Genomic DNA, 12,922 nt, shown 5'->3' with positions numbered 1-12,922 from the left:
TGAGCTGATTTATGGTCAATGAGAGAAAAGAAATTCCATTCAGGACTTAGAATGGACTAAATCTACTAAGCAATCCACCCATGTATCTCCCGAATTCAAACTTGGAACTAAATCCCAATGGTCTCCACCTTGCTCTTCAAATTGTTCTTTATATTCCTGTCCTACTTCGACAGTGGTTTCCAAGCAGTCTGCAACAAACGCAGGAGAAAACACCAAAACATTCTTTACCCCTTCAGAAGACAATTTCTTAATCATATCCTCTGTATAAGGCTGAACCCAGGGGTCTTTCCCTAATCGAGACTGAAAACAAGTATCAACTTTATCCTCTGGCAAACCAAGTTCGGCAGCAATCATACGAGTAGTCTGAAAACATTGTGCTCTATAACAAAACTGATTTGAAGAGGAGTATTTGTTACAGCAAGCACCTAATTGGCAATAGTTATCCACTGAACCTTTTTTAATTTGCCGTTCGGGGAGGCCATGGTAGGAAAATAAAAATCGATCATATTTTTTCTTCTCCATCATCTCTTGTCCTAATTCCTTCCAAGCCTTAAGAAAGAGAGGATGATCGATAAAATTGCTAACAAAAGTAATTTCCGGAATGATCTGCCAACCACGGGCTATTTCCATTACTCGATCTATCACAGAGCCATTGGTAGCAGAGGCGTATTGTGGGAACAATGGCACCACAATGATCTTTTTCACTTTCTTTTTCATCAGCTCATCCAATGCAGACTCAATGGAAGGACTTTGATATCTCATCCCCATGGACACCACATATTCAGATGAATCAAGTTTTTCTATCAACTTTTCTTTAAGATCCACTGTGTGAAAAAGCAAAGGTGACCCTCTATCCGTCCAAAGCTTACGATATTCAGCGGCAGATTTTGGTGCTCTAAAAGGTGCTATAATCAAGTTGACCAACATCCATCTCGGTATTAATGGAATATCTATCACACGACCATCCATCAGGAATTCGCGTAAATACTTTCTTACATCACCTGTGGATGTGCTATCTGGAGTTCCCAAATTCACCAGCAATACGCCAGTTTTTCCGGTTTTGATCATGTGCTTTTGATTGTGGGTAATGAAAAGGATAACCCAAAATTACATCTGATTGTTAACTTAAGCCAATTGATCTTTCAAATGAGTCATTGAAAAAACATCTTAAAATTTCAGCTTTTGTGCCCAATTGATTAAAGGACCTGAGAAAATACTCGAAATTAAGGCTAGAATAACCAGTCCAATAAACAAGGATTCAGAGACCAATCCCGTCTCCAATGCAATCAATCCTAAGATGATATCCATACTCCCCCTGGTGCTAAGTCCAAAGCCAACAATTATCGATTCCTTTCTGCTTATCCCTGCATACCTTCCTCCCAAGTAGGCTCCAAAATACTTTGTCAACAATCCAAGAATCACCACTACTCCGGTAACTCCTGGATCAAAGGCCTCCACAAAGTTCACTTTTAGGCCAATGGATACAAAGAAAATAGGTGCAAAAATATTGTTGATGAATTGATGAAGGATCTCTTTGGCTTTTTCTGTTAAATATTCGGAATCACCTAATGCTACTCCAATGATAAATGCTCCAAAAATGGCATGAATCCCAATAAACTCTGTAAAAGAAGCCGCCAGAAAACAAATAGCTAGCGAAAGGGAAAGTAATCCACCTGGCCATGCCAGATTTTTATTGATCCAAGGCAGTACCCGATTAATTAACCCCTTTCCTAAAGTCAACATGAACAGAGTAAAGACCAGGGTTAACCCAATCGTGGGCCAAACACCCAGCCCTTCTGCACCAGATTCGGATAAGGACAATATCACGGAGAAAACAATCCAACCAAGGATGTCTACGATCATGGCCGCAGCTATAATCAACAATCCTGTCTGGGTCTTAAAGATTCCCAAATCCATTAATATCCTTGCGACTACAGCCAATGCAGTGATGGAAATGGCCAATCCAAAAAAAGTAGAAGCTACCGCCCTGTCATTAATATTCACTCCCAAAAACTCCGGAAAAGCATAGGCTAGTACAAACCCCGCAATAATGGGTAATGCCATGGAGGCCGTGGCAATCTTTAACGCATTTTTCCCTTGGTTCCATACCACTTGAAGCTCTACTTCCAAGCCCGCAATAAACAGGAGAAGAACTACAGAAATCTGGACAAAGCCATCCAACGCAACATTTGACATTTCATGGGAGCCGAACAGATAATCTTGTGCTCCGGGAAATAAAGTCCCTAAAATGGTTGGTCCTAATATGATACCAGCCAAAATCTCACCGACTACTGCAGGAAGCTTGAACTTCCTTGCCAATTCGGCAAATATTCTGGCCATAATTAACATGGCGGCAAGCTGGAGGAGTAAATTAATAACCTCCTTATGGTTTAAAGTTTCCATGGAAGATTATTCTTTTACAATTAATAGATTACAAGGCAAAGTGCTTAATAAGTCTTCCAAATCATGTGGAAAAATCCTATCGAAAAAATTTAATTTATGCTCATCACCTACCACCAACAAGTCTGCATTAATTTTTTCACAGAATCGCGCCAATTCGATGGCCCACCTACCTCCAGTCACTTTGATACTGATTTTTAAATCATCTTTATCCAATTTGCTTAGGATATCCTCCACATACTTGATTTCATCCTGAACTAACTGACGTCTGGTTTGAGCAACCTCCTGCTCCGAATCTTCAGAAGCAGTCCCCATTTGAAGCCCATACATTTTGATCTCATTCAAAATAAAAACCTGGTCCGCCTTTACTTTTTTTGAAAAATCGATGCCTTGCTGTATTACAAAAGGTGTTATAGGAGTTTGTGTTCCATTGAATACCACCTGTGAAAAGCCAGTAGTTTCCACTTTCGGCTCAATAAGTGTAAGCACAGAGCAAGGGGCTTTTCTGATTATTTTTCTACCCACCGAACCTAGGTAATAGGTTAGAAAGCTTTCATTTTTCAGTGCTCCAGCTACCAGTAAATCTACTTTCTCATCCCTGCATGCTTCCAAAATCATTTTACCTGGCTTACCTTCCTTCCAAATAATTTTTGTGCGATCCTTTGGCAATTGGGCGTTTTCTACTAATCCTTCAAGCTTCTGTACCAGCTCATCTGTCTTTTTTCCAACGTGAATTAATATCAACTCTGACTCAAAGAGCTCTACCAATCTTTTGGTTTCAGAGATCAGGGCCTCAATCCTAGGAGAAAAGGCTATTGCAAGGGCTATTTTTTGGTACATGATCTAGTAGCTATTTACATGAAATAAGCGAAAAATCCCGATCTGTACAACATAGTTTTTTATCTTATCCACTTATCCCGAGCAATGTCCACTTATGCGTGATTTAAGCTTTCGGAAAAAGTACTACCTAAATTATCTGTAAATTTTATAAAATTTAAAGGAAGATCAGGAGCTTCTCCTGGATACCAATGAAATTCAAAACCCAAACAATTTATGAGAAAATCACTACTAACAGGCTTACTAATAGGAAGCTTGGGTTGGTCAATGCATGGTTTTGCACAATCTGATTACCCCACACTTTCTCAAGTAAACCAAAGGCTACAACAGATTAGCTCCAATTCATCTGCTGAACTTACCTCACTCACCAAAACTGAAGGGGGAAAAGATATTTGGGCATTAAAAATAGGAACCGGTCAAGTAGATCAAAAACCCGCTATTGCGGTGGTAGGTGGTGTAGAAGGCTATCACGTTCTGAGTGTAGAACTTGCTTTACAATTCGCAGAGAAATTAGTGTCAGAAAATGCTGCTGCATTAGAAAATACTACTTTCTATATTTTCCCAAACATGTCACCAGATGCCTATGAGCAATATCATGCTGCATTAAAGTATGAAAGAAGGGGAAATGCAGTCACAGTCGACCATGATAGAGACGGAGTTCCTGCTGACAATGGGTACACTGATTTAGATGGAAATGGAATGATTACTTGGATGCGTGTAGAAGATCCTATGGGAGATTATATGATTTCTGCTGAAGATGAACGTGTCATGGAAAAGGCGAACCATTCTAAAGGGGAAGCTGGAAAATATTTAGTATTCAAAGAATCAGTAGATGATGATAAGGATGGGAAATACGCAGAAGATCTTAAAGAAGGAATTGCTTTCAATAAGTCTTTAACTTATAAATTCCCTGTCTTTGAACCTCTAGCGGGTGATATACCTGTAGCTCAAAAAGAATCCAGAGCTTTATTGGACTATCTTTTTGATCAGTGGAACATTTTTGCATTTGTTACATTTTCTCCTGCAAACAACCTTTCCTCTCCTTTAAAGTATAATGCAGGAGAAGCTAGAAAAAGAGTTGTTACTTCCATTCTTGAAAAAGACCAAGCAATAAATTCTATGGTTTCAAACATTTATAACGAAACCATTTCCAGCAAAGCGTTTCAACAGACGAACCAAGGAACAGACGGAGATTTTTTCCAATGGGCTTATTTCCACTTTGGAAGATTGAGTTTTGGAACTCCAGGATATTGGACTCCAGAATTTAAAGGAAAAACAAATGCCGAAGCCAATTATTTGGCTTGGGCTGATTCTTTGGGATGGGAAGATGTTTACACTCCTTGGAAAGAAATTAATCATCCTGATTTCCCAGGCAAAAAAGTAGAAGTAGGAGGAATTAATCCATTTGTCATGGTCAATCCCCCATTTGAGAAAGTGGGAGAGATTGCCGACGAGCACACAGATTTTATTTTAAAGCTTGCTGCTATGCAGCCTAAACTGGAAATGCATAATCTCAAGATTGAAGGGTTAGGAAATGGTTTAACGAGAATTACTGTGGATTTATTTAACAATTCTCCCATTCCAACACATTCTCAAATGGGAGAGCGCTCCAGATGGCTAAGAAAGGTTAGAGTAGATATGAATCTTCCAGAGGACAGAATTATCTCTGGCAATAAAATCGAGTTAATTGATGTCATCGGAGCTTATGAGAAGGTAGAACTTAGCTGGATCGTAAAAGGAAAAGGAGAAATACCTGTAAAAGCAGGGGCTTCCCATGTAGGTTTTGTGAACGCAACATTTAAACTCTAACATCTAAAAATCATGAAAACAACAAAATTAATCGTTGGGCTGGCTTTTAGTGCTTTGAGTCTAACTTCTATCGATGCCAATGCTCAGGATAAATTCTTCCAAGCTGTAGGTACTCCTTACATGCCAAAGGTTGAAATAGCATTTAACCGTTATTACACCTATGAAGGGCTTGTAGACAATATGAAGAAAATTGCGGCAGCCCATCCTGATATCGCGAAGATAGAATCAATCGGAAAATCCTACGAAGGTAGAGAAATGATGACCTTGACCATCACAGATTTCTCCACGGGTCCTGATACAGACAAACCAGGAATGTGGATTGATGGCAATATCCACTCCAATGAAATTCAGGGAGGTGAATTTGCGCTTTATGCTGCTTGGTATTTAACTGAAATGCATGCCGATAATGAGTTTATTCAGGAATTATTAAAAGACAAAACCTTTTACATTACCCCAACCATAAATCCTGATGCAAGAAATGATTTCTTCAATCAGCCCAATACCGCCAATTCTCCACGATCTGGAATGATGGTTTTGGATAATGATGGGGACGGACTCAAAGGAGAAGATGGGATGGATGACTTAGATGGGGATGGACATATCACGATGATGATTAGAAAATCTCCTACTGGCAGATATATCAAGGATCCACAAGATCCAAGAAAATTGATCATGGTGGGTGCAGATAAAGTCGGTGAGTACGAAATCCTAGGCCAAGAAGGAACAGATGGGGATGGAGATGGAAGAGTCAATGATGACGGAGTAGGCTATTATGACCCAAACAGAGATTGGGGATGGAATTGGCAGCCAGACTATATTCAAAGAGGAGCTTTGAGATATCCATTTTCCTTGCCTGAAAACAGAAATATTATGGAGTTTGTGATGAAGCACCCCAACATTGCCGGTGCTCAAAGCTTTCACAACAGTGGGGGGATGATTTTAAGAGGCCCAGGCGCGGAGGAAGATGTCAGCACATACAACAGAGATGATATCCGCATTTATGATGCCATCGCTTCTAAAGGAGAGGAAATGATTCCTGGTTACCGTTATTTGACTGTCTATAAAGACCTCTATTCAGTTTTTGGAGGAGAATTGGACTGGTTTTATGGGACAAGAGGCGTATTCACCTATTCTAATGAATTAATGACTTCTTATTTGTATTTCCATAAAGAAGGTTCTGGAAGAGGAAATCAAGACGAAATGTTTGAAGTAGATCAATTGCTGACCATGGGGGATGCATTTGTGATGTGGCATGAGTATGAACATCCTCAGTTCGGAACTGTGGAAATAGGCGGATTCAAGAAGACATTTGGAAGAGCACATCCAGGCTTCTTATTGGAGCAAGATGCCCATAGAAATGCAGCCTTCACCATTTATCATGCCTATCATACGCCAAAACTTTCTATTATGGATGTGAAGGAAGAAGACTTGGGAGGAGGATTAAAATCCATCACGGCTACCATCTTCAATGAAAGATTAATGCCAACCCATGCGAGCCAGGACTTAAAATACAAAATTGAGAGACCGGATTATGTAAGTATTTCTGGAGCAAAAGTTATAGCGGGATTTGTAGTGGAAGATGAAGACTTCAAGAAATTCAGTGAACAAAAAAGAAATCCTGAAAAGATTGAAGTAGCAAATATCCCTGGAATGACTGCAGTAAAAGTAAAGTGGATTGTTTCTTCAGGATCTAATTACTCCATTACCGTTGACTCTGCCAAAGGTGGCAAAGTGAGCTGGAAAAAGTAAAATATCAAGAATTCAAACTGAAAGCTCTGGGAAATTTCTCAGAGCTTTTTTTTGCTCTTCAAAAACCGTAATAGCTCCTTTGAAAAGTTTGTTAGATGGTGCAAATCTCCATACCTGCATCTTGATTAACTACTTCATCATCCCAAATGGAAATGGTCATGCTAAAAAAACAAACGGTAAATTGCCCCCCAATAAAAATCTGGCATTAGTTCACAGGTCTAAGCAGGGAATAGTACATGAATAACACTCTATTAGATTCAATCACTGTAAAAAAAATCCCGTTCCTTTTCAAGAACGGGATTCGATAAATAATAGTTGGTTAATTAATAACGGCTGGTTACGTAAGATTCGAAACCACCAGCAGTAGAAACTTTAAAAGTGATGTTTCCGTTTGGCTTAGCGATATCATAAATCTTGTGAAGACCTTGAGGATTGTCGATTCTTTCAGAGTGGATCATGTTATCACCATCGAAGATAGAAACCAACACTTCTTTCGCTTCAAGGTTACTTACCAATAGTCTATACTTGTTATCACCCATTTTAGACACTCTAGAGAATACTGCTGGAGTTTCAGCTACGAATGTATCGAAAGATGCAGTTCTTAATACACCAGATTCATCCAATACCTCTACTTCATAAGTTCCTTCAGGAAGCGCGTTCAAGTCATATCTTTTAGCGAAAGCTTCTTCTTTGTTGATTTTGTCTCTCATTACCAATCTATCTTGAGAATCAGTAATTTTAACAATCACGGTACCATGTGGCACAGCAGCATATGTTACTGCTACTTTTTTAGCTTCAGTTTGTCTGATGTTGACAACTTTGTCTTGATCAGTTGCAAATGCTCCTGTTGCGATCCCCGCAGCAAAAAGCAAAGAGAATAATTTTTTCATATTAATAATTGGTTTAATAGGTTTTAGATTCTTATATGTAACCTCTGGATGGCCGTTCCATCTAGGGGAGATATTTTGGGGTTACAGGGTCGTCTAGATCTTGTCCGGACATTGTTTACTCTACAAAGGTAGCTAAGGGAATCTATTTTGCAAATGCTTCAACAAAAAATACTTTTTATTAATGATTTCGTAAGAATAATAAAGATTTTTTAACGATAATACATTTTTTTTCCGATATCGATTGCGAAACTCGTTTCATTTTGAATTTTATCATTTCAACAGAATTTTATCTATTTTTTTATCAAATTTACAAAATGATGTAATGACATGAATTTCAATTTTCCTCAGAAAAAAAATAGTTATTTGGTGAAAAAAATTTTTTAAAAAGTTTTAAAGCACTTAAAAACTAAAGCTTTATAACCAAAATTCTGATGTTTCGAATACATTTTAAGGCTTAAAACCCGACAGGTTCCTTATTATAATTTTCAAAGTAAAAAAAAAGAGCCGTCATTTACATGACAGCTCCCTTTATATGGTTTAGGTACTATTAATGTATTCCTTTACTTGTCGCTCTTGCCACAGTCTCGGAATCAAACTCTCCTTTTAACTCAACTACCATTAAATCACCATCATCTCCTCCTACTAAAACAACGAGATCAGAAATCGTTCTATTCCCTTTTGAATAGACCATCACTCCGCCTTTGCCTTCTGCAGCCTCCATCAACAATTCATAGCGTTCTCTCTCTAGCCCTTTTTGGAGTGCTTTGAATTCGGTTCGATCCTGGTCAATATTATCCGGCAAGGTGAAAAAGTTTAATTTCTCCACAGACTTAGCCACTGTCGCCATATCGTTCTTGTCCATATCTATTTTAAAGCCCTCAGCGAAGTTCATAAAATTACCGCCTAACTCTAGGTGAAAAAAATCTTCGTCTCCTTTATATTTTTCATAAAGGGCTTTCACGCTTTTACTTTGGGCTTGTACAGCCATCACTGATCCAAACAGCATCAAGGTTAAAATTATTCTTTTCATGTGTAATAAGGTTTAGTTTTCTATTAGTTATTTTCTTTAGATCCTTTATTATAAGAGTCCATTCCAGGGATGTCAGTTTTTTCTGCCAGCATATTTAGATCCTCATAAGTAAAAGCTCCCAGCATAGATAGTAAGGTGAATTGACCTCCTTTGTCACCGGACAACATCAGTAACTCTCGAACCAAGCCGCCCTCTTCCCGAACCATAAATTTGAGACTGGAGCCTTTATCCTGCACGTCCATCAATTCCTCGTATTTATTTTTGGTCAAAGTACTCATGGCCTCATTATATAATTCTTGTCCATTGACTTCCTCTGAACTCAAAATTCGAATTCCTTTCACTTTCTGAATCAGGGTACCCAAATCTTCCGCATCTTGATCATTCTCGGAGTTGTTCTTTAAAAACCCTCCCGCCATCTGCATCATTTTAGGAGAAATGTATACACGGGAAAACCTATCATCTTCCATATAATTGGAAAAGAACTTTTGAATCGCATCGTCTTGAGCCTGGGCTTTGAATACCAAAGACAAGAGTAGAATCGGTATTATCAGAATTTTTTTCATAGTTCTATTTTTTAACTGTACCAAATAGTTGGTTTGTGGTATTCAAATATTTTATTTCGTTCATGACCTCAAGCTGTTCCTGTCCTTTAGCCATATTTGTTTGAATCAAAGCAAAGGCCTGCATCACTTCTTGATACGCTTGTTCCTCTTGCTGTTTTTGTTCATAAGCTCTCCACCCTACAAAAGAAGCTGTGAAAATGGCTACTGAAGCAGCCCAACTCAACCAGCGGGAGTTTAACTTTCTCACCTTTGCCTTAGGGATATATAGATTTTTAGGCTCTTCTTTTCCATAATCCTCGATAATCCCAAAATATTCCTTCTCCCTATCAAATTCAGATTGACTTCCCAGGAGTAGTTTTAATTCTTTCTCTTCCTCGAGAGTAGTGTCTCCCTCCCAATATTTTCCTAGCAAATATTCTATGCGATCTTTCATCCTCTTTCCTTTAATGACATCATGCGCTCTCTTATCTTCGTTCTTGCTCTATGCAAATTGACCTTTACCTGTACTAAACTAATTTCCAAGTAATCAGAAATCTCCTCATAACTCATTCCCTCCACTTCTCTCAATTGGAAAATCTCCTGTTGCTTCAAAGGAAGATCCTTTACTAAAATCATCACTTTTCTCACAGATTCTTTAGCCTCCTCATCGACAGGTTCGGAGACTTGTATTTCCTCCAAACCATCCAATGCCTCCAGTTTATTGGAAGTTCTGTAATACATCAGCACCTCATTTTTCAAACTTTTCACTAACCATCCAGATAGATTTGGGTGGTTTGCCAATTCCTCTTCCTTTTGAAAAGATTTTTCGAATACATTTTGAATCATATCCTCAGCCAAAGCCCTATCTCTAATCCAGAGGTAAACCAATCGGTAGAGCTTCGATCTCTTCGGCCAGATATGTGTTTCAAAAAATGACTTCATTTTGTTAGGTGATGCATCAAAACTTGAAATGTTACACTTTGGGTGAAAAAAAATTTAAAATATTTAAAAATTAATGATTTCATGAGACTTATAGCAACGGAACTATCCATCTTTCTTTAAGTCAAGTCAATTTCTCTAATTTAATTTTTAGAGAAATTTAGTATGCATGCAGAGTATTTATTACTTTGCAGTAGTTAAAAATGAATGGAAATGGGAATCGAAAACACAAAAATCGGCATAAAAAAAGCCCCGTCTTTCGACAGGGCTTGTGGTGATGAGTGGATTCGAACCACCGACTCACGGATTTTCAGTCCGATGCTCTACCAACTGAGCTACATCACCTTCTTGTAAAGTGATGCAAAGGTAGGTATTTGAGTTTTTGTTCCAAATCATTTGAAGAAAAAAATACAGGTTTAAATAGAAGAAAATCGCTAAACTCATCAATATGAGCTTTTTACCTCAAGTAATATTTTTGATAATTTTTGGAGCCGCTGCATGGTTCCTCAGCAAAAGGGTGAAATTCCTTAGGAGAAACATTCTTTTAGGCAAGAGTGAAACTAGAAATGATCAACCAGATGAACGATGGAAGACCATGTTACTGGTTGCATTTGGCCAGCAGAAGATGTTTAAACGAATTATCCCTGCCATCCTCCATTTATTCGTTTATGTAGGATTTATCATTATCAATCTGGAAGTATTAGAATTTGTCTTGGATGGAATTTTAGGAACTCATAGGCTATTTGCCCCATTCCTGGGAAGTTTTTACGTAGCTGCGATGAATTTCTTTGAATTCCTAGCCGTAGCAGTTCTCTTCTCTTGTATCGTATTCTTGATTCGAAGAAACATCCTGAAAGTGGAACGCTTCACCAAACCTGAAATGCAAGGTTGGCCAGCCTTAGACGGTAACTTAATTCTAGTAATCGAAATTATTTTGATGCTGGCAATTCTGACCATGAATACCACGGATCAAATTTTAGCTGATCGAGGAGTATCGCATTATTTGGCATTTGGAGGCCTGGCATTCAGTGGCATCATCCAACCGCTATTCGAAACCATGAGCGATGCCACTTTGATTTTCATTGAACGATTTGCATGGTGGTTTCACATTGTAGGAATTTTGGCTTTTGCTGTTTATGTCACTTATTCGAAGCACCTTCATATATTCTTAGCCTTCCCCAACACCTGGTACTCCAATTTGAAACCAAAAGGTGAAATGAGCAATATGCCTGAAGTCACCAATGAAGTGAATATGATGTTGGGAATTCCTTCAGAAACTCCTTCCGACCCTCCATCTGAAATCGCCAGGTTTGGAGCGAAAGACATCAACGACCTTTCTTGGATCAATGTGTTGAATGCTTATTCCTGCACAGAATGCGGACGATGTACTTCTGAGTGCCCAGCAAATTTGACAGGCAAAAAGCTCTCCCCACGAAAAATCATGATGGATGTGAGAGATCGAGCAGAAGAGGTTGGGAAAAGCCTTGATGCAGGAGGAAAGGGATTGGAAGATGGAAAGTCTTTATTGGGAGATTATATCAGCAAAGAAGAAATCAATGCCTGCACCAGTTGTAATGCTTGTGTGGAAGCATGTCCTGTGAATATTGACCCACTTTCAATCATTCTTCAAATGAGAAGGTATGTGGCCATGGAAGAATCTGGATCCCCAGCACAATGGAATGCGATGTTCCAAAATATGGAAACCAGTTTTTCTCCCTGGAAATTCAGCCCTTCCGATCGATTCAATTGGGCAGAAAAAGTGAAAGAAGAAGAAATGAAGTGATTTCAGATTTCAGTTAACGGAACTTGATTAAAGTCTTCAGGTTTCCTTTTTAGCAAAAAAATACATTAAAATATATGTCTACCTATCAAGTACCAACCATGGCCGAAATGGCCGGAAAAGGCGAAACTCCAGAAGTATTGTTCTGGGTAGGTTGTGCCGGTTCTTTTGATGAGCGATACAAGGCCGTGACTCAGGCTTTCGTTAAAATATTGAATAAAGTAGGTGTGAGTTTTGCCGTTTTGGGACCGGAAGAGGCTTGTACAGGGGACCCTGCAAGAAGAGCTGGAAACGAATTTTTATTCCAGATGCAAGCAGTAGCAAATATTCAGGTCTTAAATGGTTATGAAGTAAAAAAGGTAGTGACCGCTTGTCCTCATTGCTTTAATACTATTAAAAATGAATACCCTGCCTTGGGAGGCAACTACGAAGTAATTCACCATTCCCAATTTCTTCAGCAACTGATCAACGAAGGCAAAGTGACTTTAAAAGGAGGAGGAGAATTCAAAGGTAAAAAGATCACCTTTCATGACTCTTGTTACCTTGGCCGAGCCAACAATGTTTACGAAGCTCCAAGAGAAGTGATTAAAGCATTGGATGTGGAATTGGTAGAAATGAAGCGCTGTAAGACCAAAGGACTTTGTTGCGGAGCTGGAGGAGCCCAGATGTTTAAAGAGCCTGAACCAGGCAAAAAAGATATTAATGTGGAAAGAACCGAAGAAGCATTGGCCACAGGAGCCCAGGCCATCGCAGTAGGTTGCCCATTCTGTTTGACCATGATGACAGATGGCGTAAAGAATAAAGAGAAAGAAGAAGAAGTAAAAGTCTATGACCTAGCGGAGATGATCGCTAAGGACATGGGAATATGATTGAATAAGATTGAATCAATTTGACCCTTTTTGCCGTTAGGTAGAAAGGGTTTTTCTTTGCCTAAATAAATTTGAAT

General features: G+C 38.8%; 12 protein-coding genes and 1 tRNA gene. 4 read left to right on the top strand and 9 right to left on the bottom strand.

The window, feature by feature from the left end:
* Nucleotides 1–39: 39 nt before the first annotated feature.
* The 3 genes from hemH to JYB62_RS16215 form a co-directional block, all read right to left on the bottom strand.
* Nucleotides 40–1,068 carry a ferrochelatase gene (hemH, locus tag JYB62_RS16225; RefSeq protein ID WP_205646443.1) on the bottom strand — a complete coding sequence of 343 codons (1,029 nt, stop codon included), beginning with the start codon at nt 1,066–1,068 and terminating at the stop codon, nt 40–42.
* A 99-nt stretch (nt 1,069–1,167) separates the two neighbouring features.
* Nucleotides 1,168–2,403 (bottom strand): cation:proton antiporter, encoded by a 1,236-nt coding sequence (locus JYB62_RS16220; RefSeq protein WP_205646442.1) that lies wholly within the window; start codon nt 2,401–2,403, stop codon nt 1,168–1,170.
* Nucleotides 2,404–2,409: 6 nt separating this feature from the next.
* Complete coding sequence (locus tag JYB62_RS16215; RefSeq protein ID WP_205646441.1) at nt 2,410–3,240, bottom strand: universal stress protein; 831 nt, start codon at nt 3,238–3,240, stop codon at nt 2,410–2,412.
* A 213-nt stretch (nt 3,241–3,453) separates the two neighbouring features.
* Between JYB62_RS16215 and JYB62_RS16210 the strand changes: the two genes are divergently transcribed.
* The gene (locus JYB62_RS16210; RefSeq protein WP_205646440.1) at nt 3,454–5,046 is read left to right on the top strand and encodes a M14 family metallopeptidase; all 1,593 of its coding nucleotides are present in this window, start codon (nt 3,454–3,456) and stop codon (nt 5,044–5,046) included.
* Nucleotides 5,047–5,058: 12 nt separating this feature from the next.
* Nucleotides 5,059–6,795 (top strand): M14 family metallopeptidase, encoded by a 1,737-nt coding sequence (locus tag JYB62_RS16205; protein WP_205646439.1) that lies wholly within the window; start codon nt 5,059–5,061, stop codon nt 6,793–6,795.
* A 323-nt stretch (nt 6,796–7,118) separates the two neighbouring features.
* On the opposite strand, the gene JYB62_RS16200 is transcribed toward JYB62_RS16205, so the two are convergent.
* From JYB62_RS16200 to JYB62_RS16175, 6 genes are all read right to left on the bottom strand, one after another.
* Nucleotides 7,119–7,685: a hypothetical protein gene (locus JYB62_RS16200; protein WP_205646438.1), complete on the bottom strand. Its 567-nt coding sequence runs from the start codon at nt 7,683–7,685 to the stop codon at nt 7,119–7,121.
* 547 nt (nt 7,686–8,232) lie between these two features.
* Nucleotides 8,233–8,715, bottom strand: coding sequence for a DUF4252 domain-containing protein (locus JYB62_RS16195; protein ID WP_205646437.1), 483 nt, complete (start codon nt 8,713–8,715; stop codon nt 8,233–8,235).
* Nucleotides 8,716–8,738: 23 nt separating this feature from the next.
* On the bottom strand, nt 8,739–9,278 hold the full coding sequence (locus tag JYB62_RS16190) for a DUF4252 domain-containing protein (RefSeq protein ID WP_205646436.1): 540 nt from the start codon (nt 9,276–9,278) through the stop codon (nt 8,739–8,741).
* Nucleotides 9,279–9,282: 4 nt separating this feature from the next.
* Nucleotides 9,283–9,711 carry a hypothetical protein gene (locus JYB62_RS16185; RefSeq protein WP_205646435.1) on the bottom strand — a complete coding sequence of 143 codons (429 nt, stop codon included), beginning with the start codon at nt 9,709–9,711 and terminating at the stop codon, nt 9,283–9,285.
* Nucleotides 9,708–10,199 carry an RNA polymerase sigma factor gene (locus JYB62_RS16180; protein ID WP_205646434.1) on the bottom strand — a complete coding sequence of 164 codons (492 nt, stop codon included), beginning with the start codon at nt 10,197–10,199 and terminating at the stop codon, nt 9,708–9,710. The genes JYB62_RS16185 and JYB62_RS16180 overlap by 4 nt, the downstream gene beginning before the upstream one ends.
* A 269-nt stretch (nt 10,200–10,468) precedes the next feature.
* Nucleotides 10,469–10,541 (bottom strand) — tRNA-Phe (locus JYB62_RS16175).
* A gap of 103 nt (nt 10,542–10,644) precedes the next feature.
* On the opposite strand from JYB62_RS16175, the gene JYB62_RS16170 reads away from it, so the two are divergent.
* Nucleotides 10,645–11,979, top strand: coding sequence for a 4Fe-4S dicluster domain-containing protein (locus tag JYB62_RS16170; protein ID WP_205646433.1), 1,335 nt, complete (start codon nt 10,645–10,647; stop codon nt 11,977–11,979).
* A gap of 74 nt (nt 11,980–12,053) precedes the next feature.
* A complete protein-coding gene (locus JYB62_RS16165; protein WP_205646432.1) occupies nt 12,054–12,845 on the top strand; it encodes a (Fe-S)-binding protein in 792 nt (263 codons plus the stop codon).
* The last annotated feature ends 77 nt before the right edge of the window (nt 12,846–12,922 follow it).

The sequence above is a fragment of the Algoriphagus lutimaris genome, assembly GCF_017051705.1.
In the GTDB taxonomy this organism is placed as follows: domain Bacteria; phylum Bacteroidota; class Bacteroidia; order Cytophagales; family Cyclobacteriaceae; genus Algoriphagus; species Algoriphagus lutimaris.
This window is presented reverse-complemented; position numbering and strand designations above follow the sequence as displayed.